28 protein-coding genes are annotated in these 26,511 nt (G+C 72.9%); 15 read left to right on the plus strand and 13 right to left on the minus strand.

Going from position 1 to position 26,511, the window contains the following annotated elements:
• Positions 1-8: 8 nt before the first annotated feature.
• Entirely contained in the window at positions 9-869 is an 861-nt protein-coding gene (gene folP, locus LCH29_RS16895) for a dihydropteroate synthase (protein ID WP_446462558.1), read from the minus strand.
• A 130-nt stretch (positions 870-999) separates the two neighbouring features.
• On the opposite strand from folP, the gene LCH29_RS16900 reads away from it, so the two are divergent.
• Together LCH29_RS16900 and LCH29_RS16905 are read left to right on the plus strand one after the other, a co-directional pair.
• Positions 1,000-1,389 carry a DivIVA domain-containing protein gene (locus tag LCH29_RS16900; protein ID WP_446462738.1) on the plus strand — a complete coding sequence of 130 codons (390 nt, stop codon included), beginning with the start codon at positions 1,000-1,002 and terminating at the stop codon, positions 1,387-1,389.
• Entirely contained in the window at positions 1,386-1,982 is a 597-nt protein-coding gene (locus LCH29_RS16905; RefSeq protein WP_446462559.1) for a DNA-3-methyladenine glycosylase I, read from the plus strand. Before LCH29_RS16900 ends, LCH29_RS16905 begins: the two co-directional genes overlap by 4 nt.
• A 28-nt stretch (positions 1,983-2,010) precedes the next feature.
• Here LCH29_RS16905 and chcB read toward each other — a convergent pair whose 3' ends face one another.
• A complete protein-coding gene (chcB, locus tag LCH29_RS16910) occupies positions 2,011-2,829 on the minus strand; it encodes a 2-cyclohexenylcarbonyl CoA isomerase (RefSeq protein ID WP_446462560.1) in 819 nt (272 codons plus the stop codon).
• 225 nt (positions 2,830-3,054) lie between these two features.
• Here chcB and LCH29_RS16915 point away from each other — a divergent pair, with 225 nt between their 5' ends.
• On the plus strand, positions 3,055-3,222 hold the full coding sequence (locus LCH29_RS16915) for a DUF3117 domain-containing protein (protein WP_003966491.1): 168 nt from the start codon (positions 3,055-3,057) through the stop codon (positions 3,220-3,222).
• Between the two features lie 126 nt (positions 3,223-3,348).
• Here the strand turns inward: LCH29_RS16915 and LCH29_RS16920 are convergent, their stop codons facing one another.
• Positions 3,349-4,017: an O-methyltransferase gene (locus LCH29_RS16920; RefSeq protein ID WP_055548063.1), complete on the minus strand. Its 669-nt coding sequence runs from the start codon at positions 4,015-4,017 to the stop codon at positions 3,349-3,351.
• 131 nt (positions 4,018-4,148) lie between these two features.
• Between LCH29_RS16920 and sigE the strand changes: the two genes are divergently transcribed.
• The 5 genes from sigE to LCH29_RS16945 all read left to right on the plus strand — a co-directional run bounded on the left by sigE (position 4,149) and on the right by LCH29_RS16945 (position 9,656).
• On the plus strand, positions 4,149-4,952 hold the full coding sequence (gene sigE, locus LCH29_RS16925; RefSeq protein WP_446462561.1) for an RNA polymerase sigma factor SigE: 804 nt from the start codon (positions 4,149-4,151) through the stop codon (positions 4,950-4,952).
• A complete protein-coding gene (locus LCH29_RS16930) occupies positions 4,949-5,854 on the plus strand; it encodes an anti-sigma factor family protein (RefSeq protein ID WP_446462562.1) in 906 nt (301 codons plus the stop codon). Before sigE ends, LCH29_RS16930 begins: the two co-directional genes overlap by 4 nt.
• Before the next feature lie 512 nt (positions 5,855-6,366).
• On the plus strand, positions 6,367-8,064 hold the full coding sequence (locus tag LCH29_RS16935; RefSeq protein ID WP_446462739.1) for a trypsin-like peptidase domain-containing protein: 1,698 nt from the start codon (positions 6,367-6,369) through the stop codon (positions 8,062-8,064).
• Between the two features lie 343 nt (positions 8,065-8,407).
• Positions 8,408-8,878: a sec-independent translocase gene (locus LCH29_RS16940; protein ID WP_179936620.1), complete on the plus strand. Its 471-nt coding sequence runs from the start codon at positions 8,408-8,410 to the stop codon at positions 8,876-8,878.
• 118 nt (positions 8,879-8,996) lie between these two features.
• Positions 8,997-9,656, plus strand: coding sequence for a hypothetical protein (locus LCH29_RS16945; protein WP_446462563.1), 660 nt, complete (start codon positions 8,997-8,999; stop codon positions 9,654-9,656).
• 68 nt (positions 9,657-9,724) lie between these two features.
• On the opposite strand, the gene LCH29_RS16950 is transcribed toward LCH29_RS16945, so the two are convergent.
• From LCH29_RS16950 to LCH29_RS16960, 3 genes are read right to left on the minus strand one after another with little or no spacing between them, the layout of a single operon-like run.
• Positions 9,725-10,879 (minus strand): Mrp/NBP35 family ATP-binding protein, encoded by a 1,155-nt coding sequence (locus tag LCH29_RS16950; protein WP_446462564.1) that lies wholly within the window; start codon positions 10,877-10,879, stop codon positions 9,725-9,727.
• A gap of 42 nt (positions 10,880-10,921) precedes the next feature.
• Positions 10,922-11,437: a DUF1003 domain-containing protein gene (locus LCH29_RS16955; protein WP_446462565.1), complete on the minus strand. Its 516-nt coding sequence runs from the start codon at positions 11,435-11,437 to the stop codon at positions 10,922-10,924.
• Complete coding sequence (locus LCH29_RS16960) at positions 11,427-12,710, minus strand: magnesium transporter MgtE N-terminal domain-containing protein (protein ID WP_446462566.1); 1,284 nt, start codon at positions 12,708-12,710, stop codon at positions 11,427-11,429. The genes LCH29_RS16955 and LCH29_RS16960 overlap by 11 nt, the downstream gene beginning before the upstream one ends.
• Before the next feature lie 187 nt (positions 12,711-12,897).
• On the opposite strand from LCH29_RS16960, the gene LCH29_RS16965 reads away from it, so the two are divergent.
• Positions 12,898-13,644, plus strand: a complete 747-nt coding sequence (locus LCH29_RS16965; RefSeq protein WP_446462567.1) for a hypothetical protein — start codon at positions 12,898-12,900, stop codon at positions 13,642-13,644.
• Between the two features lie 243 nt (positions 13,645-13,887).
• Here LCH29_RS16965 and LCH29_RS16970 read toward each other — a convergent pair whose 3' ends face one another.
• Positions 13,888-14,445, minus strand: a complete 558-nt coding sequence (locus LCH29_RS16970) for a hypothetical protein (protein ID WP_446462568.1) — start codon at positions 14,443-14,445, stop codon at positions 13,888-13,890.
• 97 nt (positions 14,446-14,542) lie between these two features.
• Here LCH29_RS16970 and LCH29_RS16975 point away from each other — a divergent pair, with 97 nt between their 5' ends.
• Positions 14,543-15,493 carry a DMT family transporter gene (locus LCH29_RS16975; RefSeq protein WP_446462569.1) on the plus strand — a complete coding sequence of 317 codons (951 nt, stop codon included), beginning with the start codon at positions 14,543-14,545 and terminating at the stop codon, positions 15,491-15,493.
• Between the two features lie 175 nt (positions 15,494-15,668).
• On the opposite strand, the gene LCH29_RS16980 is transcribed toward LCH29_RS16975, so the two are convergent.
• Positions 15,669-16,769, minus strand: coding sequence for a magnesium and cobalt transport protein CorA (locus LCH29_RS16980; RefSeq protein WP_446462570.1), 1,101 nt, complete (start codon positions 16,767-16,769; stop codon positions 15,669-15,671).
• A 453-nt stretch (positions 16,770-17,222) separates the two neighbouring features.
• On the opposite strand from LCH29_RS16980, the gene LCH29_RS16985 reads away from it, so the two are divergent.
• From LCH29_RS16985 to LCH29_RS16995, 3 genes are all read left to right on the plus strand, one after another.
• Positions 17,223-17,825 (plus strand): suppressor of fused domain protein, encoded by a 603-nt coding sequence (locus LCH29_RS16985; protein WP_446462571.1) that lies wholly within the window; start codon positions 17,223-17,225, stop codon positions 17,823-17,825.
• Between the two features lie 111 nt (positions 17,826-17,936).
• Entirely contained in the window at positions 17,937-18,575 is a 639-nt protein-coding gene (locus LCH29_RS16990; RefSeq protein WP_123106551.1) for a DUF6758 family protein, read from the plus strand.
• A gap of 112 nt (positions 18,576-18,687) precedes the next feature.
• Positions 18,688-19,524 (plus strand): PHP domain-containing protein, encoded by an 837-nt coding sequence (locus LCH29_RS16995; RefSeq protein ID WP_446462572.1) that lies wholly within the window; start codon positions 18,688-18,690, stop codon positions 19,522-19,524.
• 284 nt (positions 19,525-19,808) lie between these two features.
• Here the strand turns inward: LCH29_RS16995 and LCH29_RS17000 are convergent, their stop codons facing one another.
• A complete protein-coding gene (locus LCH29_RS17000; protein WP_009715242.1) occupies positions 19,809-19,964 on the minus strand; it encodes a hypothetical protein in 156 nt (51 codons plus the stop codon).
• A gap of 221 nt (positions 19,965-20,185) precedes the next feature.
• Here LCH29_RS17000 and LCH29_RS17005 point away from each other — a divergent pair, with 221 nt between their 5' ends.
• Entirely contained in the window at positions 20,186-21,115 is a 930-nt protein-coding gene (locus LCH29_RS17005) for an NYN domain-containing protein (protein ID WP_446462573.1), read from the plus strand.
• On the opposite strand, the gene LCH29_RS17010 is transcribed toward LCH29_RS17005, so the two are convergent.
• Both LCH29_RS17010 and LCH29_RS17015 read right to left on the minus strand, forming a co-directional pair.
• Complete coding sequence (locus tag LCH29_RS17010; RefSeq protein WP_446462574.1) at positions 21,112-21,975, minus strand: alpha/beta fold hydrolase; 864 nt, start codon at positions 21,973-21,975, stop codon at positions 21,112-21,114. The genes LCH29_RS17005 and LCH29_RS17010 overlap by 4 nt on opposite strands.
• A gap of 552 nt (positions 21,976-22,527) precedes the next feature.
• Positions 22,528-24,462, minus strand: a complete 1,935-nt coding sequence (locus tag LCH29_RS17015) for a DEAD/DEAH box helicase (protein WP_446462575.1) — start codon at positions 24,460-24,462, stop codon at positions 22,528-22,530.
• A 462-nt stretch (positions 24,463-24,924) separates the two neighbouring features.
• Here LCH29_RS17015 and LCH29_RS17020 point away from each other — a divergent pair, with 462 nt between their 5' ends.
• The gene (locus tag LCH29_RS17020; RefSeq protein ID WP_446462576.1) at positions 24,925-25,659 is read left to right on the plus strand and encodes a ferritin-like fold-containing protein; all 735 of its coding nucleotides are present in this window, start codon (positions 24,925-24,927) and stop codon (positions 25,657-25,659) included.
• Between the two features lie 101 nt (positions 25,660-25,760).
• On the opposite strand, the gene LCH29_RS17025 is transcribed toward LCH29_RS17020, so the two are convergent.
• Both LCH29_RS17025 and LCH29_RS17030 read right to left on the minus strand, forming a co-directional pair.
• The gene (locus LCH29_RS17025) at positions 25,761-26,030 is read right to left on the minus strand and encodes a hypothetical protein (RefSeq protein ID WP_446462577.1); all 270 of its coding nucleotides are present in this window, start codon (positions 26,028-26,030) and stop codon (positions 25,761-25,763) included.
• Between the two features lie 233 nt (positions 26,031-26,263).
• Positions 26,264-26,491, minus strand: coding sequence for a DUF3107 domain-containing protein (locus LCH29_RS17030; protein WP_179936632.1), 228 nt, complete (start codon positions 26,489-26,491; stop codon positions 26,264-26,266).
• Positions 26,492-26,511 lie beyond the last annotated feature (20 nt).

The raw sequence follows: 26,511 nt of genomic DNA on the forward strand, positions 1-26,511 counted from the left end.
GACCGGCCTCAGGCCAGTCCCCGGCGGGCGACCGCCGGGGGCCGGTGGCCCGCGATGGACGACACCATGTCCAGCACCTGACGGGTCTCGGCCACCTCGTGCACCCGGTAGACCTGGGCGCCCAGCCAGGCGGAGACCGCGGTCGTGGCGAGCGTCCCGATCACCCGCTCCTTGACCGGGCGGTCCAGCGTCTCGCCCACGAAGTCCTTGTTGGACAGCGAGACCAGCACCGGCCAGCCGGTCTCCCGCAGCTCCCCGAGCCGACGGGTGGCCTCCAGCGAGTGGCGGGTGTTCTTCCCGAAGTCATGGCCCGGGTCGATCATGATCCCGTCGCGCCGGACGCCCAGCGCGGCCGCGCGCTCCGCGAGCCCCACGGTGACCCGCAGGATGTCCGCCACCACGTCGTCGTAGCCGACCCGGTGCGGCCGGGTGCGCGGTTCGGCCCCGCCCGCGTGCGTACAGACCAGCCCGGCGCCGTACCGGGCGGCGACCTCGGCGAGCCTGGGGTCGACCCCGCCCCAGGCGTCGTTGAGCACGTCCGCGCCCGCCGCGCAGACCGCCTCGCCGACCTCGTGCCGCCAGGTGTCCACGCTGATCACCACGTCCGGATGGCGCCGCCGCACCTCGGCCACGAAGCCGACCGTGCGCCGCGCCTCCTCGTCCGCGCTCACCTCGTCCCCGGGACCGGCCTTCACCCCGCCGACGTCGATGATCGCCGCGCCGTCCGCGACGGCCTGCTCGACGCGGGTGAGCGCGGGCTCGTCGCGGAAGGTCGCACCCTGGTCGTAGAACGAGTCCGGGGTCCGGTTGACGATCGCCATGATCACTCGCTCGTTCTCGTCGAACTCGCGTCGGCCAAGCCGCAGCATGCGTACTTCCTCTCAGGTGTCCGGCAGCGACGATAACTGTCAGTGGGGCATGGCACGATCGGGTCAGACAGTTGACGGGGCCGACGCCCCTCGCGGCGTCATGGCCGGGCCGTCCTAACCGAGGAGAACGATCACCGTGTTCCTGTTCTTGCTGATCACGCTGGTCGTCGTGGTCGGCGCAGTCACCCTCGCCGTCGTCGGCGGCGGCGACGGGGGCCAGCTGTCCGAGGCGCCGCCCGACCGGCTGGACGACCCGCTGCCCGCCGACCGGCCGCTGGACCGGGCGGACGTGGAGGCGCTGCGGCTGCCGATGACACTGCGCGGCTACCGGATGGCGGACGTGGACGATGTGCTGGGGCGGCTCGGTGCCGAGCTGGCCGAGCGGGACGCCCGGATCGCCGAGCTGGAGGAGGCCCTGGCGGGCGCGCGGACCCCGGGCTTCGGGGGCGGCGAGCCGGCCGAGGGGCCGGGGGACTACCCGCCGGACTATCCGGCGGATTTCGAGGGGAGCGGATCGTGAGCGGTCAGGGGACGGTCGTCGGAGCGGACGGCCTGGCGCGCTGCCCGTGGGGGCTGGAGACCGAGTCCATGGCGGACTACCGGGTGTACCACGACACGGAGTGGGCCCGTCAGGTCCGCGGCGATGACGCGCTGTACGAGCGGATCTCTCTGGAGGCGTTTCAGTCCGGGCTGTCCTGGATCACGATCCTGCGCCGCCGGGAGGGGTTCCGGGCGGCCTTCGCCGACTTCCGGATCAAGGCGGTCGCGGAGTTCACCGAGGCCGACGAGCAGCGGCTGCTCGCCGACCCGGGCATCATCCGCAACCGGGCCAAGATCTCGGCCACGATCGGGAACGCCCGGGCGGCGGCGGAGATGGCCGAGGGCGAGCTGGACGAGCTGATCTGGTCCCATGCCCCCGACCCCGCCACCCGCCCGGTCCCGCGCACCTTCGCCGACGTCCCGGCGATCACCCCGGAGTCCACGGCGCTCAGCAAAGCGCTGAAGAAGCGCGGCTTCCGCTTCGTCGGCCCCACCACGGCCTACGCGCTGATGCAGGCCTGCGGCCTGGTCAACGACCACCTGGCCGACTGCCACGTCCGCGATCGCGTCTGACCGCCGGGACCCGGCGCCCCGCGGCGGGTCAGCGGCCCGTGAACCGCGGCTGCTGCTTCTGGACGAAGGCGTCCACCGCGGTGCGGTGGTCCTCCGAGGCGCCCGCCCGGCGCTGTAGCTCGTCCTCCTTGGTCAGGGAGTCGGTGAGGCCGTGGCAGGCCGCGTAGCCCAGCGACTCCTTGATCGCCGCATAGGCCGCGGTCGGGCCCTCGGCCAGCCGCCGGGCGACCGCCGCCGCCTCGGCGGGCAGCTCCGCGGCGGGCACGACCCGATTGACCATGCCCAGCTCCAGCGCCTCCGCCGAACTCACGTTGCGCGGGAAGAGCAGCAGGTCGGCGGCGCGGCCGTGGCCGATCAGGCGCTGGAGGGTCCAGGAGACGCCGGAGTCGGCGGTGAGCGCGACGCCCGCGAACGAGGTGTTGAACGAGGCGGTGTCGGCCACGATCCGGTAGTCGGCGGCGAAGGCGAAGCCCGCCCCGGCCCCGGCCGCGACCCCGTTCACCGCGGCGACCACCGGCTTCGGCATCCCGGCGATCGCGGTCACGATCGGGTTGTAGTGCAGCGAGACGGTGCTCATCGTCGCGCCCTCGCCCTGGTCCCCGTGGGCGTGCGCCTCGCGGTCGGCGGCCAGCAGCCCGATGTGCTCCTTGAGGTCCTGCCCGACGCAGAACGCGCGCCCGGTGCCGATGAGCAGGACGGCCCGGACCGCCGGATCCTCCGCGGCCTGGAGCAGCGCGTCGCGCAGTGCCACCTTGGTGTCGATGTTGAGCGCGTTCATGGCGTCGGGACGGTTCAGAGTGATCGTCGCGAGGCCGTCGGCCAGGTCGTAGAGCACGGTGTCGGTCATATGCGGCCCTCCCGTGGGCAGGTGTTCGGACGCGGCGGGCGTACGTTATCGCGATCGCCTCCCCGAATTGAGTGGTTTTGGGGGAGCGCCGTGCACGGGGGTTGCCGACCGATGTTGGTCATCGGGTCATGGCATGCGGGATAATGAATGAGAAGCAACGTGTTCGATGCCGGTGACGCCTGGGTTGTCGGCTGCGATGAGCTGGTTTCAGGAAGGGGAACGAGCATGGCGGCCATGAAGCCGCGGACGGGCGACGGCCCGCTCGAGGTGACCAAGGAGGGGCGGGGCATCGTCATGCGCGTTCCGCTCGAAGGCGGCGGTCGGCTCGTCGTCGAGCTGACACCCGACGAGGCCGACGCGCTCGGCGATGCACTGAAGAAGGTTGTCGGCTGAGCCACCGGCCCCCATCACCCGAGCCCCGCCCCGGCGTCCGGTCAGAGGTAACCGGACGCCGGGGCGGCGCTGTGTGCGGGACACGTGCGGGGCCTCGGGCCGCCGCCGTAGGGTTCCGGTTCGGTCTCAGCCGCCGCGGTTGACCGCGCACAGCAGGCCGTCCCCGACCGGGAGCAGCGAGGACTGGAGCACGGTGGACTCGCGTACGGTGCGCAGCAGCTCGCGCAGCCGCAGCACCTCGGCGGGCTGGGCGGCGGAGTCCACGGTCCGCCCGTTGGCGAAGACCCCCTCGAAGCAGACCAGACCGCCCGGCCGCAGCAGCCGCAGGGCTTCCTCCAGGTAGTCCAGGCACTCCAGCCGGTCACCGTCGCAGAACACCAGGTCGTAACCGCCGTCGGCGAGCCGGGGGAGGACGTCCAGGGCGCGGCCGGGGATGAAGCGCGCCCGGTTGCCGGCGAAGCCGGCGGCCCGGAAGGCCTGCCGGGCGAACTGCTGCATCTCGGGTTCGGTGTCTACGGTGGTCAGCACGCCGTCGGGGCGCATCCCGTGCAGCAGATGGATGCCGGAGACGCCGGTCCCGGTGCCGATCTCGGCGACGGCCTTGGCGTCCGCGGCGGCGGCGAGCAGGCGCAGCGCAGCGCCGGTGCCCGCGGACACCGAGCGCAGCCCTGCCTCCCGGGCCCGGTCACGGGCCCAGTGAAGGGCTTCGTCCTCGGCGACGAACGCGTCGGCGAACGCCCAGCTCGTCTGCCGGTTGCCGGTAATGACCCTCTCCTGTCCCCGTAGTTGGCGCAACGGTGACTGTATCCGCTGCGCACGGGAACCCGCAGATGGGACCAAGCGTTGAGGGGAGAAGGGGGGACCGTATGGATCACGGCCAAATGCAGGTCAAAAATACTTATCCGGAGCTAACGGGCGAGGTGGATATGGTAGGGGCTCTACTGGACACCACCAGAGCCGACAGGGGAGGTGCGGCTACGGCCGGTGACCGGAGAGTGCTGAGGCGCTTTCGCAGGTCAGCGGGCGAGCCGAAATCCGTGACCGACACCGCTGACCGTTCCCGTTCCGCCGACTCCACCACCGCGACCTTTGCCACTACCGCGTCGTTCGGTGCGGAGGGGGATTCCCCGGCGTGGACGCCTCCCACCTGGGAGGAGATCGTCAGCACGCACAGCGCACGGGTCTACCGCCTCGCCTACCGGCTCACCGGTAACCAGCACGACGCCGAGGACCTCACCCAGGAGGTGTTCGTCCGCGTCTTCCGCTCGCTGTCGACGTACACCCCGGGCACCTTCGAGGGCTGGCTGCACCGCATCACCACCAATCTCTTCCTCGACATGGTCCGCCGTCGTCAGCGCATCCGCTTCGACGCCCTCGCCGAGGACGCGGCCGAGCGGCTCCCCAGCCGCGAGCCCTCCCCCCAGCAGCACTTCAACGACACCCACTTCGACGCCGATGTGCAGCAGGCGCTCGACACCCTCGCGCCGGAGTTCCGCGCGGCCGTCGTGCTCTGTGACATCGAGGGGCTGTCGTACGAGGAGATCGCCGCGACGCTCGGTGTCAAGCTGGGCACCGTGCGCAGCCGGATCCACCGGGGCCGCTCCCATCTGCGCAAGGCGCTCCAGCACCGTGCTCCGGCGGGCGCGCGTGCCGAGCAGCAGCGCGAGGTCGCCCCGGTGGCGCCGCGGGTCTCCGGACCGCGGCTGAGTGGGGAGGTCGGGATCGCGTGACCCGATCAGGCGGTCCGTCCCCCGCCGAGCAGCATCTCGGCGACCGCCTTGCGGCTCTGGTCGACGGTGAACTCGGGCATGACGCGCGTGAGCGCGTCCTCGCACACCTGGCGACGTGCTGTAAGTGCAAGGCGGAGGCCGACGCGCAGCGGCGGCTGAAGAGCGTGTTCGCCGAGACGGCGCCCCCGGGGCCGTCCGAAGGTTTCCTCGCCCGTCTCCAGGGCCTCCCGGCCATCGGCGGCGACGACGGCCCGGGAAGCGGTTCCCCCTTCGCGGACCCGGGCGTCATCGGCCTGCGCGGCGGCGCGCGGGACGTACGGAGCGACGCACCGGAGGTGCGGCCGTCGGAGCGCAGACGGGAGCAGACGTTCGCCTATCTGCCCGCGGTGGCACCGGTGGACCCGGTCGCCGCGGTGTCGGCACACCGGGAGCGCGGCTTCCGGATCCATGAGGTTGAGCGCCCCGCGCCGCGCCGCCGCTTCGCCTTCGCGGCCGCGGGCGCGGTGTCCCTGGCCGCCTTCGCGCTCGGCGCGGCCCTGCCGTTGGAGGCGGCGGTCGACCCCGGCCCCCGCGCGGATGGCTCGGACACCGCGGTCACCCCGGTCGACGCCGACGCCGTCGGCACGGGCACCCGCGAGCGGACCGGCCGCGACGTGGGCCTGCTGGCCACCACCGAGACGCGCCCGGCCGGGCTCCTGTCCCCCAGCGCGACCCCGAGCCGTCCGGTGCTGAGCCCTTCCGGTGCCGCGGTGAACCCGCTGATACAGCCGGTCCTGTCGGTCACGGACCTGCTGCGGGCCCCGACCTCCACCCCGGCGGCGCCCGCGCCGACCCAGCTGGAGGGCCCGACCCAGCCCGCGTCGAGCACCCCCTACCTGGGCTTCAGCACACCCCCGCCCTAGTGCCGCGTCAGTCAAGGTTTGCCCGGTAGCGAGGCGTCCTGGTGCGGTCAGATGCAAGGCGCCGGATCGGCCTCGTAGTGGGCCTACTCGGTGACGCGGCACTAGGGAGTGTCTCGCCGATCATGCCGGGCTCGCGACGCCGCTGCGACATCAGCCGCTGCCGCGGCGGGCGGCACCTCGCGGCCCCGCGCTCGTCGCGCGCAGCGCCTCCCCCAGCTACCGCTGGGAGGTGCCCCCTGACGCCGCTCGCTGATCCGGCCTGACCGACAAGACACCCCCTGGGGATCACGTGGATTCCGGGGATCGTGGGATTCTGCGCAATATCGCTCACACGTCCGGTCGTTCCCCTCGTTCCGCGCACGCGGGCCCGGGCGGACTGATTGAATCGCTTTCGGGCAGCCCTGCCCTGTCGGGGGCACCCCCGACGGTGGCCGCGGGTGAGCCGAAGAGTCGCGGTGACGTATGACCCGGGCGGCGCGATGGGCGCCCGCTTGCGGGAACTTGGGGAGATCATGGACGAGCGGAAGGCCCCCGGGCCCAAGCCGAAGTGGTGGAGCCGTCCGGTCGCAGGGCCCGGCGACCGGCAGTCGGACGACGCGGCGGAGACCGGCGCGGAGCCCCCGGCGGAGACGGCAGCGGAGTCGGCGGCCGAGCGGGCGGTGCCGTCCGGGCCGGAGCCCGAGCGGCCGGGCGGTGCCGACGACAGACGCGAGGCGGTGGACGGGGCCCGTGCGGGCGCCGGGCGCCCGCTCCACGATCCCGATCCGTACAGCACCCCGCCCTACGGCGGCCCCGGCCCCTGGGCCCCGGCCCCGCCCGTACAGCACCCGGGCGCGACCCCGGCGCACGGCACGCAGCTGCCCCCGGGCGCCGTACCGCAGCCCGCTCCGCAGCCCGGGATGCCGCAGCCCGGGGCCGCTCAGCCCGGGATGATGACCCCGGCGCACGGCACCCAGCTGCCGCCCGGCGGCGTTGGCGCGCCGCCGCCACCCGCTCCGCACTCCGAGATGCCGCCTCCCGCCGAGGGCGCCCCGGTCCCCGCCCAGTGGCAGGCCTACGACCCCTGGACCGCGGCCCCGCCGCCCGCCGAGCGCAAGGTAGTCTCCCGCCGCCGCGCGTTCGTCGCCGTCCTGCTGATCGCGCTGATCGCGGGGTGCCTGGGCGGCGGCATCGGCGCGTACGTCGAGCGCGACCGGGCCTCGGGCGGCGTCGACGTGAAGCTTCCGCAGGCCCCGCTGGAGAAGGGCACCCGCCCTCCGGGCAGCGTCGCGGGCATCGCCTCCAGCGCGCTGCCGGGCGTGGTGACCATCCATGTCAGCGGCAGTTCCGAGGAGGGCACCGGCACCGGGTTCGTCCTCGACAAGCAGGGCCACATCCTCACCAACAACCATGTCGTGGCGCCCGCGGGCTCCGAGGGCGACATATCGGTGACGTTCAACGGCGGCCAGACCGCCCGCGCCAAGCTGGTCGGCCGGGACGCCGGGTACGACCTGGCGGTCATCCGGGTCGATGGCGTCTCCGGGCTGAGCCCGCTGCCGCTGGGCAACTCCGAATCGGTCCAGGTCGGCGACCCGGTGGTGGCGATCGGCGCCCCGTTCGACCTGGCGGGCACGGTCACCTCCGGGATCATCAGCGCCAAGGAGCGCCCGATCACCGCGGGCGGCGAGAAGGAGGACGGCAGCGACATCTCGTATGTCGACGCGCTCCAGACCGACGCCCCGATCAACCCGGGCAACTCCGGCGGCCCGCTGGTCGACGGCAAGGCACGGGTCATCGGGATCAACAGCGCCATCCGGGCCGCCGACGACGGCGCCGAGCTGGGCGGTCAGGGCGGCTCCATCGGCCTGGGCTTCGCGATCCCGATCAACCAGGGCAAGCGGGTCGCCGAGGAGCTGATCAACACCGGCAAGGCCACCCACCCCGTGATCGGCGTCACGCTCAACATGGAGTACACGGGCGACGGCGCCCGGGTGAACGGCAAGGGCGCCGCCGGGCCGCCGGTGACCCCGGACGGGCCGGGCGACAAGGCGGGGATCGAGGCCGGTGACGTGATCACCGAGGTGGACGGCGTCCGGGTGCACAGCGGCCAGGAGCTGATCGTCAAGATCCGCAGTCACCGCCCCGGCGACCGGCTCCGGCTGACCCTCAAACGGGACGGCGACGAGCGCACCGTGGAGCTGACGCTGGGCTCGGCGAGCAGCGACGGCTAGGGGGTGTCTCGCCGATCATGCCGGGCTCCCGACGCCGCTGTGACATCAGCCGCTGCCGCGGCGGGCGGCACCTCGCGGCGCCGCGCTCGTCGCGCGCAGCGCCTCCCCCAGCTACCGCTGGGAGGTGCCCCCTGACGCCGCTCGCTGATCCAGCCTGATCGACAAGGCCCCCTGGAGGCGACGGCTGAGGGCCGAGACTGGATGACGGCCGGGGCGCCAGGGCGGCCGGAGACGGCTCCCTGGCGCCCGATGTTGGCCCGGGCGTCTCCCGCGGCGCCCCCGCCGACAGGTACGGTATTGAGTGGCCCACGCAGGGTTTCGGACGTCTTCTAGGAGCTGCAAGGTGTTGGACATAGGACCTCTCGAGCTCATCGCGCTCGTTGTCCTTGCGGTGCTCATCTTCGGCCCGGACAAGCTTCCGAAGGTCATCCGGGACGTGTCGCAGTTCATCCGCAAAATCCGGGAGTTCTCCGACAGCGCCAAGGAGGACATCCGCTCCGAGTTGGGGCCCGAGTTCAAGGACTTCGAATTCGAGGACCTGAACCCCAAGACCTTCGTGCGCAAGCATGTGCTCGACTCCGATGAGCTGGGCCTGAAGGAGATCCAGAACGGGTTCGACCTCCGCAAGGAGATGGCCGAGGTCGCCGACTCCGTGAACGGCCGGGAGAGTGACGTCGCACACGGCTCTTCAGGGGGCTCCGGCGCCACTCCGCCGTCCCTGTCCAAGGGCGATTCCGGCACCCCTGACCTGCTGCGCAAGCGTGATGACCAGCCTCGCGAGGACCGTCCGCCTTTCGACTCCGACGCCACTTGATCCCCCCGTATGCCCGGGCTGGTTGACCCGTATGGCTATCCTCCCTTTGTCCGGGGTGAGGTCGCCCGAAGGGGGGCGGGCCGCCCACGACGAAGGGCAACGAGGAGGCTCCGCGCACATGGGCACGACGAGTCGGCTAGGGGTGCATGGGGTGGACGGTACGGCGCAGGGGAAGCCCGCCGAGGCTCGGCGGAGCGTCGACGGCTATCTGATGGCCGCCTTCCCCTGGTACGGCCTTGACGAGGCGTTCACCGGGCCGCGCTGGCTCATGCAGGTGGGTACGGCCGCCGACGGCCGGGTGGAATACGGCTCGACCGGGCACGGCGAGGAGCCGTCGCTCCGCGTCGAGACCGATATGGACCAGCAGCGCTTCACGGTCGTGGTGACCGTCGGCGGCCGCCCCGTGCGCGACAGCGCGGACGGCACCGGCAAGCTGGAGGCCACCTCGGTCTCCTCGGCCGCCTGGCTGGCCGGCTCGGGCCTGCTGTCATGTACCTGGCCGACCCGTATGGAGCGGGGACTGCGCCAGGACTGGCTGGACCAGCAGACCGCGATCGCCTGGGAGCTGGCGGACGCCCTGGACGGCGAGGAGTGGTCCGCGCTGTCGCTGCCGGTGGACGGCGTGCCGACCGACTTCCACTACCGCGAGTCGGAGTACGGCTGGGTGCTGGCCGGGTCGGCGGGCGAGAGCGTGCACATCGGGGCGTACGGGCGCGGGATGAGCGCCTACGGCCTGGGCTTCTCGGTGATCAAGGACATCACCGGCTACGACGCATAGCGGTACGGCTGCGCGGGGGCGGCCTCATGGATGAGCCCATGAGGCCGCCCCCGCGCCCGTACGACCGCTCAGAACTTGTTGCGCGGCGTGACGCCCAGCGACATGCCCGCCAGGCCCCGCTGCCGCCCGCCGATCTTGCCCGCGATCGCGCGCAGCGCGCTGCCCGCGGGGGAGTCGGGGTCGGACAGTACGACCGGCTTGCCGTCGTCGCCGCCCTCCCGCAGCCGGACGTCGATCGGGATGGCGCCCAGCACGGGCACCGTCGTCCCGGTGGTCCGGGACAGGCCCTCGGCGACGGTCTGCCCGCCGCCGGTGCCGAAGACGTCGACCATCTCGTCGCAGTGCGGGCAGGGCAGCCCGGACATGTTCTCCACCACGCCGACGATCTTCTGATGGGTCTGGACGGCGATCGAGCCCGCCCGCTCGGCCACCTCGGCGGCGGCCTGCTGCGGCGTCGTCACCACCAGGATCTCGGCGCCCGGCACCAGCTGGGCGACGGAGATCGCGATGTCACCGGTGCCCGGCGGCAGGTCCAGCAGCAGGACGTCGAGGTCGCCCCAGTAGACGTCGGCCAGGAACTGCTGGAGGGCGCGGTGCAGCATCGGCCCGCGCCACACCACCGGGGCGTTGCCCGGGGTGAACATCCCGATCGAGATCACCTTCACGCCGTTCGCCGACGGCGGCATGATCATGTCCTCGACCTGGGTCGGCTTCCCGTCGGCGCCCAGCATGCGCGGCACCGAGTGGCCGTAGATGTCGGCGTCCACGACGCCGACCTTGAGCCCGTCGTCGGCCATCGCGGCGGCCAGGTTGACCGTCACCGAGGACTTGCCGACGCCGCCCTTGCCGGACGCGACCGCGTACACCCGGGTCAGCGAGCCGGGCTTGGCGAAGGGCACCTCGCGCTCGGCCTGGCCGCCGCGCAGCGAGGTCGCCAGCTCGCGCCGCTGCTCGTCGCTCATCACGTCCAGCTCGACCGTGACGCCCGTCACCCCGCCGACCTGGCCGACCGCGTCCCGCACCCGGCTGGTGATCGTTTCCCGCATCGGACAGCCGGCGACCGTGAGGTAGACCTCCACCGCGACGGTGCCGTCCGACGCGATCGCGACGGATTTGACCATGCCGAGGTCGGTGATCGGCTTGTGGATCTCCGGGTCGTTGACCGTGGCGAGCGCGGCGCGCACCGCGTCTTCGCTCGGTGCCGGGACAGTGTCGGTAGCCATAAAGAGATGGTACGGCGCCGGGGGTACGCGTCGGTAAGCCCGTCAGCGGTCGCGTTCCTCACGCGAGGGAGCGCGCGACGGCTCGGCCCGCCCCTCGTCCAGTTCCCGGACCAGTGCCTCGAACTCGGAGCGGATCCAGTCCCGCGTCGCGACCTCGCCGAGCCCGGCGCGCAGTGACGCGATCTCCCGGGTCAGGAACTCGGTGTCGGCGATGGACCGCTCGTCCCGCGCCCGGTCCTGCTCGTAGTTGACGCGGTCGCGGTCGGCCTGCCGGTACTGGGCGAGCAGGATCAGCGGCGCCGAGTACGACGCCTGGAGCGACAGCATCAGCGTCAGGAAGATGAACGGGAACGGGTCGAACCGCAGCGGGCCCGGGGCCAGGGTGTTCCAGGCCAGCCAGGCGACGACGAAGACCGTCATCCAGGCGATGAAGCGGCCGGTGCCCAGGAAGCGGGCGATCAGCTCCGACGCCCTGCCGAACGCCTCCGGGTCCCAGCGCGGCAGCGGACTGCGGCGGGGCTCCCTGGGCCGGTCGAGGCGGCCGCCGTCACCGTCCACCGCCCACCTCCGGCACGTTCACGCCGCCGTACAGCTCGCGCTCCCGCCAGTCGGGGGGCAGCAGATGGTCCAGGACGTCGTCCACGGTCACCGCGCCCAGCAGCGCCCCGCCCTCGTCCACGACCGGCGCCGCCAGCAGGTTGTACGTCGCCAGGTGCCCGGCGACCACGGGCAGGGGGGTGTCCGGGCGCAGCGGCCGCAGATCGGTGTCCACGGCCGCGCCGACGAGGGTGAACGGCGGGTCGCGCAGCAGCCGTTGGAAGTGGATGGTGCCCAGATAGCGCCCGGTGGGCGTCTCGTCGGGCGGGCGGCACACATACACCTGGGCGGCGAGCGCCGGGGTGAGGTCCTGGTTGCGCACCCGCGCGAGGGCGTCCGCGACCGTGGCGTCCGGCCGCAGCACGATCGGCTCGGTCGTCATCAGCCCGCCCGCCGAGCCCTCCTCGTACGACATCAGCCGCCGCATGTCGGCCGCGTCCCGGGGCCGCATCAGGGTCAGCAGCCGCTCCTTGTCCCGTTCGGGCAGCTCGGACAGCAGGTCGGCCGCGTCGTCCGGGTCCATGGCCTCCAGGACGTCGGCCGCGCGCTCCTCCTCGAGCTTGCCGAGGATCTCCACCTGGTCGTCGTCGGGCAGCTCCTCCAGGACGTCCGCGAGCCGTTCGTCGTCCAGTGCCGCCGCGACCTCGCCGCGCCGCTTGGCGGAGAGGTGGTGCAGGACGTTGGCGAGGTCGGCGGGGCGCAGCTGCTCGAAGGTGGCCAGCAGGTTCTCCGCGCCCTGCCCGTGCTCCTCCAGCGAAAATCCGGTGACGGCCGACCAGTCCACGGTCAGCGTCTCGCCGCGGCGGCGCAGCGCACCGCTCTTGCCGCGGCGCACGAAGACCTTGTCGATTTCCCACTCGCGGCGCGCGGGCAGCTGGGCCATCCCCACGTCCAGGACCGTGACCTGCTCGCCGGTCTCCACCACCCGCACCGTGCGGTCCAGCAGTTCGCCGAGGACCAGCGTCTCGGTGGGGCGCTGCTCGAAGCGCCGCATGTTGACCACGCCAGTGGTGATGACCTGGCCCGACTCCACGCCGGTCACCCGCGTCATGGGCAGGAAGATGCGGCGGCGGGTGACCACTTCGACGACCAGCCCGAGCACCCGCGGCGGCCGCCCCGCCAGCCGCAGCATCGCCACCAGATCGCGGACCCGCCCGACCTGGTCGCCGTTCGGGTCGAAGACGGCGACACCGGCCAGATGCGAGACATAGATCCGTGAGGCGCCTGCCGGCATGTCATGCGCCTCCTTCCCGCTGCGTGGTGGCCCGCTACGCATCGGTGCGTATTCACCGGGTTCAGGCTAGCCTGCCCCGTTCTGCCCCGCCGCCGGACGAACGGCCCCCGGGACCCTGCGCACACTTCCGTACGGCACCGGTACGCTGCCGTACTGCACCGGACCGGCATCAGGAGGCAGAGCGGACGTGCGCATCCGGAACACGGCTCTCGTCGCGGTGATGTGCGCGGGACTGGCCGCGCTCACCGCGTGCGGCGGCGAAGGGGAGAAGGCGGACCCCGACGCGGGAACGAACGGCGTGGGCAAGTTCCCCGCCAAGAAGATCGAGAGCAAGGCCCGGACGGCGGCGGGGAGCGCGGACGCGGTCCATCTGTCCGGCAGCCTCGTCTCCAAGGGCCGCACCTACAAGCTCGACATGAAGCTGAAGGGCGACGGCGGCACCGGCGTCGTCTCCACCAAGGGCTCCCGCTACGAACTGCTGCGGGTGGGCGAGGAGCTGTACCTCAAGGCGGACGCGGGCTTCTGGGCCCACCAGGGCGCCAGCGGCGGCCACAGCGGCGACGCGGCCGCCGCGGACAAGCTCGACGACAAGTACGTGAAGGTGCCGTCCGGGGACCCCTCCTACAAGCGGCTCAGCGGCTTCACGGACAAGAGCGTCATGCTGGACGGGCTGCTCGGCCTGCACGGCACCATCACCGCGGGCGAGCGGGGCGAGGTCGGCGGCATCCGCACGATCCGCATCCTGGGCGGCAAGGAGGGCGACGGCGGCTCCCTCGACGTCTCCCTGAAGGGCCGCCCGTACCCGCTGCGGCTCCAGCGCGCGGGGGGCGCGGGGGTGATCCGGCTGGAGGACTGGAACAAGGACTTCAAGCTGTCCGCGCCGGACGAGGACCACGTGGTCGACTACGGCCGGCAGATCCCCACGGGGACGTAGTTCCAGCCCCGCAGGCACCCCAGCCTCACCGCAACCCCCAGCCCTCCGGGCGTAACCCCCAGCCCTCCGGGCGTAACCCCCAGCCCTCCGGGCACCCAGCCCCTCCGGGCGTAACCCCCAGCCCCTCCGGCGTTTGAGGAGCGGGGTCCAGGGGCGGAGCCCCGCATCGGGGGGCCGGGGGCTTGCCCCGCCACGCGGCGGAGCCGCATACCGGTACTGCGGGAAGGGGCGGGGTGGGGAAAGTCAGCCCGCCTTCCGCCCCCGCTTCCCCCGCGCCAACAGCTTCGGCAACCCCGCCGGAATCGGCCGCCGCGTCACGGCGGGCGACGGCAGGGGCGCCGCGGCCAGCGACCCCGTCCCCGCCGACACCAGCGCCGCGTCAGCCACCGGCTCCAACCGCAGCACCCGGCACTCCCGCGCCCACCGGTCCTCGATCGCGTCCGCGTCCACCGCGTTCAGCCGCTTGCCCTTCAGTTCGCCGACGGCCGCGGTCCACGCCTCGCCGCCCGGGGTGAGTTCGACCACCCGCGCGGGCCAGCCGACCAGCCGCCCGCCCTTGTCCTTGCTGCGCACGGTCACCGTCGCGGTGCCGCCGTCCACCAGCCCGAGCCCCGTCAGCGGCTGCTCGTCGGGGCCGTCCCCGACGAGGCAGACGGCGCCCTCGTGCCAGATGTGCCACAGGGCGCGGGCGGCGCCCTCGGAGCCCTGAACCCAGACCAGGGCGGACTTCTTGGACGCCTCCTCGACCAGGGCGCGGTCGATGGGGTCCATGGCGTCCAGCGGCGTCGGCGTCTGCGTCATGCGAACAGCCTAGGACAGCGCGGCCGGTGCCCTCCGCGCATCCCATCCAGCGGGATGACAGTTCCATACGCGGCACACGCACCTTACGCTGAGCGGTGTGCCCACGACGCGCTCCACCCGCCCCTCCCGCACACCCACCGCCGCCACCACCGCACCGCACCCGTCCCTGGACGCGGCCCTGCTGGCCGTCGCCGTCGCCGGGGTGTCGCTCTCCGCCCCGCTGGCCGCCGCGACCGCGGCCCCGGCCCTCGCCGTCGCGTTCTGGCGCAACGCCCTGGCGGTCGGCGCCCTCACCCCGCTCGCGCTGTGGCGGCACCGGGGCGAGCTGCGCCGGATGGGGCGCCGGGCGGTGGCGCTCTCGGCCGCCTCGGGGGCGCTGCTCGCCGTGCACTTCGGGACCTGGCTGCCGAGCCTGCACATGACGTCCGTGGCCTCCTCGACCGCGCTGGTGACCACGACCCCGATCTGGACCGCGCTGCTGCTGCGGCTGCGCGGCCACCGCCCGCCCCCGGCGGCGACCCTCGGCACGGTGCTCGCGTTCCTCGGTGTGGTGATCCTCACCGGGGTCGACCTGTCCGCCTCCCCGCAGGCCCTCGCGGGCGACGCGCTCGCCCTGGTGGGCGGCGTGGCCGCGGCCGGGTACGTGCTGCTGGGGGCGGAGGTGCGCCGGGTGGCGAGCACGACCGCGTACACCTACGTCTGCTACTCCACGACCAGCGTGTGCCTGCTGCTGACCTGCCTGGCCGCGGGCGCGCGGCTGCACGGCTACGGCGGGGACACCTGGCTGAAGCTGGTGCTGCTGATGGTCACCGCGCAGCTGCTCGGGCACACGCTGATCAACCGGGTGGTCAAGGGCCTGGGCCCGTCCGTGACGTCGACCGCGATCCTGCTGGAGACGCCGGGCGCGGCGCTGATCGCGGCGGTGTGGCTGGGCCAGCAGCCGCCGGTCGCCGCCTACCCGGCGCTCGTGGTGATCCTCGGCGGGCTCGCCCTGGTGGTCCTGGCGGACCGCAAGCAGCCGCGGGACGACCCGCGCACGGCCGACTAAGGGGTGTCCTGTCGATCAGGCCGGATCAGCGAGCGGCGTCAGGGGGCACCTCCCAGCGGTAGCTGGGGGAGGCGCGAGGGGGCACCGCCCAGCGGTAGCTGGGGGAGCGACGAGTGCGGGGCCGCGAGGTGCCGTGCCAGACGTCGGGAGCCCGGCATGATCGGCGAGACACCCCCTAGAGCCAGCCGTTCCGCTTGAACCCGCGGTGGATCGTGACGCAGATCCCCACCGTGACGGCGAGCACCATCGGGTAGCCGAACCTCCAGTGCAGCTCCGGCATGTAGTCGAAGTTCATGCCGTAGATCCCGGCGATCATCGTCGGAACGGCGCAGATCGCCGCCCAGGATGTGATCTTGCGCATGTCCTCGTTCTGGGCGACCGTCGCCTGCGCCAGGTTCGCCTGGAGGATCGAGTTCAGCAGGTCGTCGAAGCCCAGCACCTGCTCGTTGACCCGGGCCAGGTGGTCCGCGACGTCCCGGAAGTACTTCTGGATGTCGGGGTCCACCAGCCGCATCGGACGCTCGCTCAGCAGCTGCATCGGCCGCAGCAGCGGCGAGACGGCCCGCTTGAACTCCAGCACCTCCCGCTTGAGCTGGTAGATCCGGCCCGCGTCGCCGCCGCGCCGGGAGGTGGCCTGCGAGAAGACCTCGATCTCGACCTCGTCGATGTCGTCCTGGACGGCGTCGGCGACCGCCAGGTACCCGTCCACGACCTGGTCGGCGATGGCGTGCAGCACCGCCGAGGGGCCCTTGACCAGCAGCTCCGGGTCCTCCTGGAGCCGGTGCCGCAGGGCGCGCAGCGAGCCTTGGCCGCCGTGCCGCACGGTCACGATGAAGTTGTGGCCGGTGAAGCACATCACCTCGCCGGTCTCCACGACCTCGCTGGTCGCGGTGAGTTCGGCGTGCTCCACGTAGTGGATGGTCTTGAAGACGGTGAAGAGGCTGTCGTCGTACCGCTCCAGCTTCGGCCGCTGGTGCGCCTGCACCGCGTCCTCGACGGCCAGTGGGTGCAGTCCGAACTCCTGCGCGATGCCCGCGAACTCGCGCTCGTTCGGCTCGTGCAGACCGATCCACGCGAAGCCGCCCTCGGCGCGCACCCGCTCCATCGCCTGCGCCGGGCTGACGTGGTCGCTGACCCGCTTCCCGTCGCGGTAGACGGCGCAGTCGACGATCGCGCTGGTGACGGACGGGTCGCGGGTGGTGTCGTAGTTGCTGGCCTTGTGGGTCAGGCGCAGGGCGGGGCGGACGGCTGCACGCAGGTCACGGATCATCGACATGACGGGCTCCTTCACGGGCCGGCCGTCAGCGGCGGGCGCGCGGCGCAGCGCGGCGCCCGGAAGGTGGACGTACGGCACTCCCTTGAGGCGTACGTCCGCAAAGCGGGCGGCGCTCCGTGCGATGGCGCTGACGGAAGTTCGCGGAGAACAAAGAACAGATGCGATACGAAGGCGCTCTGCCGTCACATGCCCTTGATGCGAGAAGACTTCACGTGTTTCACCGCGAGGCGGTGGGGTACGGAAGGTTTCAGATCATGAAGCCGCATACCAAGGGGAAACGACGGGAGAACTGTCGGTACTGCACGGTCGACTCGGATCCACCGCAGCCCCACCTCCTCCGGCCGGTCCCCCTTGGGGGACGACGTATTTCCCTGGGCAGGCAGCCAGGCTATCAGTCGGCAGAACCGTTAAGCCGCCGCTTTGCCCGTTCGATACGCGATCTATGCTCACCGCATGTCAGACGTCACGCAGCTGGTCGAGGCCCGGTTGATCACGGCGCTGGGCGAGCCGGACGCCCGCGCCGCCGTCACGTTCGTCGGTACGGACCGCATCGAGGTGCTGCGTTTCCGCGCGGACGGGAACGTCGTGCGGTACGTCACCCTCGGCATGTCGGACCATCCGATGACCGACCCCACCGCCGCCGTCGCCGACCAGCTCCGCGGCCCGCGCGCCGAGCTGGTCCTCACAATGCGCAGCGGCGCCCCCGGCCCCGCCTCCGCCGTCCTGGACGAGGTGCTGCGCCCGCTCGCCGTACTGGCCGCCTCGCCGCAGGTCGAGGGCGTGGTGGTGGCCCCGGGCGCGTCCCTGGACCTGGGCGGCCCGCTGTGGCCCGGGGCGCCCTTCACCTCCGTACTCGTCGGTGAACCGGGCGGCCTGGTCCAGGACTTGGAGCTGATCGAGCCGATGGAGCCGGTGCGCTTCCTGCCGCTGCTGCCGATGACCGGCAACGAGGCGGCGTGGAAGCGGGTCCACGGTGCCGGCGCGCTCCAGGACCGCTGGCTGCGGCACGGCACGGACCTCCGCGACCCGGCCAGGTCCGGTGTGCCGCTCGTGTGAAGCCCGCCGGAAACGAGTCGTGTGCCCGTCGTGTGCCCGTCGGACGCCCGTTCCCTCCACACGGGTGATCGTCCTTGACGTGGGGACGGGCGGGGAGGACCGTGGGGCCCTATGAGGGGCGAACCCAGTTGCCCGAAGTGCGGTGGCCGGGTGCGTGCGCCCGGTCTCTTCGCCGACTCCTGGCAGTGCGGTGTGCACGGCACGGTGCACCCCGTTCAGCCGGTCGTCCCGCCGAGCGTGGAAGCACTCGTGGTGGTCACCAACCGCGCCCGGGTGCCCGTATGGATGCCGTGGCCGCTGCCCGTCGGCTGGCTGTTCACCGGGGTCGCGTGCGCCGGTGACGACCGCAGCGGCGGCCGCGCCACCGTCGTGGCCTGCTCGGGCCCCGGCCCGCTGGGCGGCCCGGGGGAACTGCTGCTGATCGCGGAGGAGCTGGGCGTGGGGCTCGGCGCGCGGTACGCGGGCATCCCCGGCCCCGACCCCGGACCCGGGATGCGGGTGGACAAGCCGCCGCACGTCAAGGTGCTGGCCGCCGGGCGGCCCACCCCGCTGTGGCACGTCGAGGGCACCCCGGACGACCGCGCGGTCTTCGCGGGCGAGGCGTGCGGGCTGTGGCTGTGGGCGGTGGTCTGGCCCGAGCAGACCGGGCTGCTGATGTACGACGAGATGGTGCTCACCGATCTGCGGGACGCGGGCGCCGAGGTGGACCTGGTGCCGTGCGGTGCCTTGTCGCCGCGGCTGCTGTCCTGACGTACGTGACGAGCACCGCGATGATCACCCCCTGACGCGGGGCATGCCCGGGACTGCGGCTACCCTGAAGCAGGCTGCTTGTTCACCCTGTTACCGCTGGGAGCCCGCGTTCGTGCGCATCGACCTGCACACCCACTCCACCGCGTCGGACGGTACGGACACCCCCGCCGAGCTGGTGCGCAATGCCGCCGCGGCCGGTCTGGACGTCGTCGCGCTCACCGATCACGACACGGTCGGCGGTTACGAGGAGGCGGCCGGGGCGCTGCCGGAGGGGCTGACGCTGGTCACCGGCGCCGAGCTGTCCTGCCGCCTGGGCGGGGTGAGCCTGCACATGCTGGCGTACCTCTTCGATCCGGCCGAACCCGAGCTGGCGCGCGAGCGCGAGCTGGTGCGCGACGACCGGGTGCCCCGGGCCAAGGGGATGGTCGCGAAGCTGCGCGAACTGGGCGTGCCCGTGACCTGGGAGCGGGTGGCGGAGATCGCCGGGGACGGGGCCGTCGGACGGCCGCACGTTGCGACCGCGATGGTCGAGGCGGGCGTCGTGGAGAGCGTCTCGGACGCGTTCTCCTCGGAGTGGCTGGCGAACGGCGGCCGGGCGTACGTGGAGAAGCACGAGCTGGACCCCTTCGAGGCGGTCCGGCTGATCAAGGGCGCGGGCGGGGTCGCCGTCTTCGCGCATCCGCTGGCCGTCAAGCGCGGCGAATGCGTACCGGAGAGCGCGATCGGGGAGCTGGCCGCGGCCGGTCTCGACGGCATCGAGGTCGACCACATGGACCACGACGAGCCGACGAGGGCCCGGCTGCGCGCGATCGCCGCCGAGCATGGGCTGCTCACCACGGGCTCCAGCGACTACCACGGCAGCCGTAAGGCCTGTCGGCTCGGCGAGTACACCACCGACCCCGAGGTCTACGCCGAGATCGTGCGCCGGGCGGCGCGAGGGCCCTCCTGACGGATCTCCGCGGCGTCGCGACGCCCTGCACGCACTCTCACCGCACCGCACGAAACCCCAAGTAGCTCCGCTACGAGGGCTTCCGCGCGGCACGCCGAGAGCACGCACCGGACGCCGCTCCTTCTCCCACGGAGATCCGCCAGAAGGACCCACCCCCACGCGAAGCGCCCCCGTACGACGGCGTACGGGGGCGGCTGCGGTAATGCGTCGGGTGCGGTCACTCTCGTCTCGTCGGTGACCCGTCTGCGTCCGTGTCTGCTGTTGCTGCTTCTGCGTCGGTGCTGCTACCGGGCTGCGGTTTCGGCTGGACGGATGTAGATGCGCTGGCCGATCGCGGCGGCCTGCTGCACGATCCGGTTGACGGAGGCGGCGTCCACGACGGTGCTGTCCACGGCGTTGCCGTCGACATCGTCAAGACGCATGATCTCGAAGCGCTGCAAGGCTTCTCCCTTCGTCTGATCCTCCTGCTGGAGAACTGGTGGGTACGGGAGACGCGCGGCGTCGCTGCCGCGCGTTCCACAACCTGTTCAACGAAGCATGCCTCGAAAACATTCCCTACGCTAATGAAATTTTTCGCCAGACTAAGCATTCCCTGGTCGGGCGCCGATCGGACGGAGTCCGGTTGTGCCCCTCCGGAAGGGGCCCGGAGAATGAACCGCGTATGAGTGACGTGATGCCCCCGGGCCAACCAGACCTCGCCTCGATCGTCGACGGCATCGAGCGCACCAATGAGCTGCTCCAGCGTGTGCTGGCCGAGGTCGCGACCACGCCCTCCACTCATGCGATCTTCGTGGACGCCGGATATGTCTACGCGGCCGCCGGGCGGCTCGTCGCCGGAACGGAGGACCGCCGGGCCTTCGAACTGGACGCCGAGGGGATCATCGAGGCGTTCATCGACAAGGCCCGGACGATCTTCCCGGACAGCCGGCTGCTGCGGGTCTACTGGTTCGACGGGGCCCGGCGCCGCATCCACACCCCGGAGCAGCAGAGCATCGCCGAGCTGCCCGACGTCAAGGTCCGGCTGGGCAACCTCAACGCCAACAACCAGCAGAAGGGCGTCGACTCACTCATCCGCTCCGACCTCGAATCCCTCGCCCGGCACCGGGCCATCGGCGACGCCGTGCTCATCGGCGGCGACGAGGACCTGGTCTCCGCCGTCGAGGCCGCGCAGGGCTACGGAGCGCGCGTCCACCTGTGGGGCATCGAGGCCCTCGACGGGCGCAACCAGGCCGAGCCGCTGCTGTGGGAGGTCGACAGCCAGCGCACCTTCGACCTCGACTTCTGCAAGCCGTACGTCACCCGGCGGGCCACCGGTTACGAGCCGAACGGCGACACACCGCTGTGCGGGCCCGCGCCCTCCCGCGACGAGGTGCGCTTCATCGGCGCCCAGATCGCCGCCCAGTGGCTCTCCGCACGCGGCCGCGAAAACCTCGCCGACCTGCTGCCCGGCCACCCCTATCTGCCCGGCTCGGTCGACCAGGAGCTGCTGATCGACGCGGAGGGGATGCTGCGGCTGTCCCTGCGCGCCCACGCCGACCTGCGGCGCGCGCTGCGGGACGGCTTCTGGGAGCACCTCCAGGCGCAGTATTAGGCGATGCTCTCCCAGAACGTGATCAGCGCGTCCGCCGTGGGATGCGGCCGCTCCGCGTTGGGGGAGTGCTCCGCGCCCTCGATCACGGTCCGGTGGGCGGACAGCCGTTCCGCCATCGCGTCCATCAGCGGCACCGGCCAGGCGTAGTCCACCTCGCCCGACAGCACATGCTTGGGGAGCGCCGTCGCGGCCAGCTCCCCGACCCGGTCCGGCTCGCCGTTCAGCTGCCGCCCGGTGGCCATCAGCTGTTCCGGAACGGTGCCCATCCAGCGCGTGTGGAGAAAGTCCCGTACGCCGGGCGGGGTCACCTCATCGGCAGCCTCGGGCGGATCGAGTTCGCGCATCGCCTGCCACACGGACCCCATGTCCATCGTGCCCAGCGCGTCGATCAGCAGCTTGGTGCGGGTCTGCTGCGGAGGCGCGATGGCCGCTGGCCCGGAACTCATGATCGTGAGCGAGGCGAAGGCGGCGGGGGAGCGGAGCACGGCGGCCCGTGCGATCAGCCCGCCGAGCGAGTGCCCCAGCACGTGCACCGGCCCCGCGCCGTCCGCCAGCGCCGTGGCCTGGGCCAGCAGATCCCGCGCCAGCTCGTCCTGCGCGTACGCGGCCTCGTCGCGCGGCCCGCGGCTCTCGTGCTGCCCCCGCCCGTCGACCGCGACCGCCCGGAACCCGGCGGCGGCCAGCGGCTCCAGCAGCGCGATGAAGTCCTCCTTGCTCCCGGTGAACCCCGGCACCAGCAGCACGGTCCCCCGCGCCGCGCGCCCGGGCCGCGCGTCATGCACGGCGAACTCGCCGCGCGCGGTCGACAGCCGAAGGGCGCGGGCGCCCGAGGGAAGGGTGAGAAACGGCGGCCTGCTCATGAGGACGAGGCTATACAGGACGCTGAGAACGCGGCGTGAACACTGCGTTGTGCCTTCCGCAGGGGTTTCGGGGGCAGGGCCCTGGAGGCCCCGCCGGGCCCGCTCCGCGCGGGGGTGCACGCACGCCCGGGCCTGTCGCGGGGCGGGCGGGGCCGCGCCTGCGGCCGCCGATGTACCTCGGGCGTGCCGGCCCGGGGGCCTCGGGGCGTGCGGGTGGCCTGGCGTGATGAGAGTGGCGTACCCGAGGGGTTGGTGCGCTCGGGCGGGCTCCTCGGGGGCTGGCGTGCTGGTGCCTGGCGTCCTGGGGCTGGCGTACCCGATGGGCTGGCTGGTGCGCCGGGGACGGTGCTTCGGGGGCGCGGGCCCGCCCCGCAGGTTCGGCGGGGGCGTACGAACGCCCCTGCGGGAACCCGGCGTAGGGCGCGCAACGGTGGCTGCCCGGTGGGCCTGCGCGCCGGTGGTCCGGTGCACCAGGAGCCGACGCACCGGGCCTGGACGCGCCCGGGGCCTGATCCGCGGTGCGGATCAGGCCCCGTGGGGTGCTGGGTGCCGTCAGGCCTCGGGGGTGGTGTCCGCCGCGGCCTTGGTGCGGGTACGGCGGCGTACGGGCTTCGCCTCGGCCTCGTCGGGCTGCGTCGCGGTCGGCTCCGCGGCCTTGGCCGTCGTACGGGTACGACGGCGCGGCTTGGCGGGGGCCTCGGCCTCCGCGACCGCCGTCTCGGCGGTGGCGGCCTTGGCCCGGGTACGGCGCCGCGGCGTGGTCGTGGCGGCTTCCGCCGCCTCGGTCCCGGCCGTCTCCGTCGCCTTGGTGCGGGTGCGGCGGCGGGGCTTGGCGGGGGCTTCCTCGGCCGTTTCGGTCGTGCCCTCGGCGGTGGCTACGGCCGTTTCGGCGGTGGCCGCCTTGGTGCGGGTGCGGCGGCGGGGCTTGGCCGGGGCCTCCTCGGCTGCCTCGGTCGCGCCCTCAGCCGTGGCGACGGCAGTCTCGGCGGCGTCGGCCTTCGTACGGGTACGGCGGCGGGGCTTGGCGGGAGTCTCCTCCGCCGGGGCCTCTGCCGGGGCCTCCGCCGTGTCGACGGCGGTCACGGCCGCGGTGTCCGCCTCGACCGCCGCACCGGAACGGGTGCGGCGACGGCGGCGCGGGCGGCGCGGTTCGGTCGCCGACTCGGTGCCCTCCGTCTCCGTGGGAGCCGTGGCGTCCACCGTCTGGCCACCGCGGGTGCGGCGGCGGACCCGCGGGGTGCGGGTGCGGCGCGCGGGGCGCTCCTCCGTGGTGGAGGAGCGGCGGCCGCGGCCGCCGGTCTCACCGAGGTCCTCGATCTCCTCGGCCGCCAGCCCGGCCCGGGTGCGCTCGGCGCGCGGCAGGACACCGGTGGTGCCCTTCGGGATGCCCAGCAGCTCGAACAGATGGGCGGAGGTCGAGTACGTCTCCTCCGGGTCGTTGAACGGCAGGTCCAGCGCCTTGTTGATCAGCTGCCAGCGCGGGATGTCGTCCCAGTCGACCAGCGTGATGGCCGTACCCGAGGCGCCCGCGCGGCCGGTGCGGCCGATGCGGTGCAGGTAGGTCTTCTCGTCCTCGGGGGACTGGTAGTTGATCACATGGGTGACGCCCTCGACGTCGATACCGCGCGCGGCGACGTCGGTGCAGACCAGGACGTCGACCTTGCCGTTGCGGAAGGCGCGCAGCGCCTGCTCGCGGGCGCCCTGGCCGAGGTCGCCGTGGACCGCGCCGGAGGCGAACCCGCGGCGGGAGAGCTGGTCGGCGATGTCGGCGGCGGTCCGCTTCGTACGGCAGAAGATCATCGCGAGCCCGCGGCCCTCGGCCTGGAGCACGCGCGCCACGACCTCCGGCTTGTCCAGGGAGTGGGCCCGGAAGACGTGCTGGGTGGTGTTGGCGACGGTCTGGCCCTCGTCGTCCGGCGCGGTGGCGCGGATGTGCGTGGGCTGCGACATGTAGCGCCGGGCCAGGGAGATGACCTGGCCCGGCATGGTCGCCGAGAACAGCATGGTCTGGCGCTTGGCGGGCAGCAGCTGGATGATCTTCTCGACGTCGGGCAGGAAGCCCAGGTCGAGCATCTCGTCGGCCTCGTCGAGGACCAGTGCCCTGACGGACGAGAGCCGCAGCTTCTTCTGGCCCGCGAGGTCGAGCAGCCGGCCGGGGGTGCCGACGACCACGTCGACGCCCTTCTTCAGGGCCTCGACCTGCGGTTCGTACGCGCGGCCGCCGTAGATCGACACGACGCGGACGGCGCGGACCTTACCGGCGGTCAGCAGGTCGTTGGTGACCTGCTGGCACAGCTCGCGGGTGGGGACGACCACGAGCGCCTGCGGGGCGTCGGTCAGCTGGTCGGGCTCGGCCCGGCCCGCCTCGATGTCCGCGGGGACGACGACGCGCTCCAGCAGCGGGAGGCCGAAGCCCAGCGTCTTGCCGGTGCCGGTCTTGGCCTGACCGATGACGTCGGAGCCGGAGAGGGCCACCGGAAGCGTCATCTCTTGGATGGGGAACGGGGACGTGATGCCGACGGCCTCGAGGGCCTCGGCTGTCTCGGGGAGGATCCCGAGTTCTCGGAACGTGGTCAGGATGCTTGCCTCTTCTGTGAGACGCGGCGAGAGGCGGCGAAGGGGGTCGCACGGCGCCCGGGGTACACCGGCTTTGGGCGGCCGGTTCGGCGCGGGACCACTGCCCTCGCTCGAGCGCTCACGCCGCGAGCGGGTCCCTCCTGCCGTACGCATGAGATGCGCGCCGCGCGGAGGGCGGTCGGGTGTTAGGAGCCGATCGGGCCACCGACCGGGCATCCGCATTCGTGGAACGACCCGCCGATACTCGACGGGTGCAAATACCACTGTACCCCGGAAGTGCGCATCTGTGACCGGCCAACCCGAACCGAGGCGGGGGGTGACTTGGCTGACCAGGCCCTTCCTCGCCCCGCCGGGCGGACTATTGTGCGCTCCATGGAGACGTCTGACACGCCTGAGACCGAGAAGACCCCGACCGGGATCGCCGCCCAGGACTGGGACACGGCCGCCGCCGAACCGCAGTACCGGGCCGCGGTGGTGGACCTGCTCGGGGCGCTCGCCTATGGCGAGCTGGCCGCCTTCGAGCGGCTCGCGGAGGACGCCAAGCTGGCGCCCACGCTGGAGGACAAGGCGGAGCTGGCGAAGATGGCGTCGGCCGAGTTCCACCACTTCGAGCGACTGCGGGACCGGCTGGCGGCGGTCGGCGAGGAGCCGACCGCGGCGATGGAGCCGTTCGCGGCGGCGCTGGACGGGTTCCATCGCCAGACCGCGCCGTCCGACTGGCTGGAGGGCCTGGTCAAGGCGTACGTCGGCGACTCGATCGCCAGTGACTTCTACCGCGAGGTGGCGGCCCGGCTCGACTCGGACACCCGCGCCCTGGTGCTCCAGGTGCTGGACGACACCGGCCACGCGAGCTTCGCGGTGGAGAAGGTGCGCGCCGCGATCGAGGCCGACCCGCGGGTCGGCGGACGGCTGGCGCTGTGGGCCCGGCGGCTGATGGGCGAGGCGCTGTCGCAGGCGCAGCGGGTGGTCGCGGACCGCGACGCGCTGTCCACGATGCTGGTGGGCGGGCTGGCCGACGGCTTCGACCTGGCCGAGGTCGGCCGGATGTTCTCGCGGATCACCGAGGCCCACACCAAGCGGATGTCGGCGCTGGGCCTGGCGGCCTAGGACCCCGCGGGCCGCGGGTGTGGGCAAGGGCTCCGGGATTCCGGAGCCCTTCGCGCGCCGCGCCCCGGCGAGCCGGGGACGGCTCGGATTCGGCGGACGGCTCAGGCCGGGACCGAGCGGCGGCGGCCGGCGCGGGGCCGGATGAGCAGCGACAGCAGGGCCGCGGCGAAGCCGAGCGCGACCAGCAGGACGACGGCCGGGTAGCCCGAACCCAGCACCGTGTGCGCGATCATCGCGCCGAAGAGCGCCGCGCCGGGGCCGGTGGACAGGACGAGGGGCGTGGCGGGCAGCCGGAGGGGCAGCCGTCGGCTCGCTCCGTACGCGACGGCGAGACCGATCAGTACCGAGCCGAGCGCTTCCCAGAAGATCATGGCGCGTCCTTCCCGTGAGCGGATCGGGACCGAAGCGTGATCACGCGTCGGTCCTGCCGGTCCTACCCGGGCCCACGCGGGGGCAACCCTGATCGAGGGGGCGGGCTGCGGCGTACCGGCGCACAACGGCTGCGGGGCCGGTGGGCACAACGGCGGCGGGGCCGGTGGGCACAACGGCGGCGGGGCCCGGTGGGATCTTTCCCACCGGGCCCCGCCGCCGTTGCGGCAACGCCTCAGAGCGCGCTGAAGCCGACCTTGCGGGCGCTCGGCTCGCCGATCTCGACGTAGGCGAGCCGGTCGGCCGGAACCAGGACCTTGCGGCCGTGTTCGTCCACCAGGCTCAGCACCGGCGCCTTGCCGGCGAGCGCGTCGGACACCGCGCGCTCGACGTCCTCGACGGACTGCCCGCTCTCCAAGGTGATCTCGCGGGGCGCGTGCTGCACGCCGATCTTGACCTCCACGGCCTTGTCCCTCCGACGGT

This window comes from Streptomyces sp. BRA346 (assembly GCF_052851135.1).

Excerpts from the sequence above, each read along its gene's own strand:
- LCH29_RS17025 (WP_446462577.1), bottom strand. The coding sequence starts at position 26,030 with ATGATCTTCTGGGAAGCGCTCGGCTCGGTACTGATCGGTCTCGCCGTC.
- LCH29_RS16980 (WP_446462570.1), bottom strand. The coding sequence starts at position 16,769 with ATGTCGATGATCCGTGACCTGCGTGCAGCCGTCCGCCCCGCCCTGCGC.
- LCH29_RS16985 (WP_446462571.1), top strand. The coding sequence starts at position 17,223 with ATGTCAGACGTCACGCAGCTGGTCGAGGCCCGGTTGATCACGGCGCTG.
- LCH29_RS16950 (WP_446462564.1), bottom strand. The coding sequence starts at position 10,879 with ATGGCTACCGACACTGTCCCGGCACCGAGCGAAGACGCGGTGCGCGCC.
- LCH29_RS16960 (WP_446462566.1), bottom strand. The coding sequence starts at position 12,710 with ATGCCGGCAGGCGCCTCACGGATCTATGTCTCGCATCTGGCCGGTGTC.
- sigE (WP_446462561.1), top strand. The coding sequence starts at position 4,149 with ATGGTAGGGGCTCTACTGGACACCACCAGAGCCGACAGGGGAGGTGCG.
- LCH29_RS17020 (WP_446462576.1), top strand. The coding sequence starts at position 24,925 with ATGGAGACGTCTGACACGCCTGAGACCGAGAAGACCCCGACCGGGATC.
- chcB (WP_446462560.1), bottom strand. The coding sequence starts at position 2,829 with ATGACCGACACCGTGCTCTACGACCTGGCCGACGGCCTCGCGACGATC.
- LCH29_RS16945 (WP_446462563.1), top strand. The coding sequence starts at position 8,997 with ATGGGCACGACGAGTCGGCTAGGGGTGCATGGGGTGGACGGTACGGCG.
- LCH29_RS16915 (WP_003966491.1), top strand. The coding sequence starts at position 3,055 with ATGGCGGCCATGAAGCCGCGGACGGGCGACGGCCCGCTCGAGGTGACC.
- LCH29_RS16990 (WP_123106551.1), top strand. The coding sequence starts at position 17,937 with ATGAGGGGCGAACCCAGTTGCCCGAAGTGCGGTGGCCGGGTGCGTGCG.
- LCH29_RS17015 (WP_446462575.1), bottom strand. The coding sequence starts at position 24,462 with ATGACGCTTCCGGTGGCCCTCTCCGGCTCCGACGTCATCGGTCAGGCC.
- LCH29_RS16970 (WP_446462568.1), bottom strand. The coding sequence starts at position 14,445 with ATGACGCAGACGCCGACGCCGCTGGACGCCATGGACCCCATCGACCGC.
- LCH29_RS17005 (WP_446462573.1), top strand. The coding sequence starts at position 20,186 with ATGAGTGACGTGATGCCCCCGGGCCAACCAGACCTCGCCTCGATCGTC.
- LCH29_RS17010 (WP_446462574.1), bottom strand. The coding sequence starts at position 21,975 with ATGAGCAGGCCGCCGTTTCTCACCCTTCCCTCGGGCGCCCGCGCCCTT.
- LCH29_RS16935 (WP_446462739.1), top strand. The coding sequence starts at position 6,367 with ATGGACGAGCGGAAGGCCCCCGGGCCCAAGCCGAAGTGGTGGAGCCGT.
- folP (WP_446462558.1), bottom strand. The coding sequence starts at position 869 with ATGCTGCGGCTTGGCCGACGCGAGTTCGACGAGAACGAGCGAGTGATC.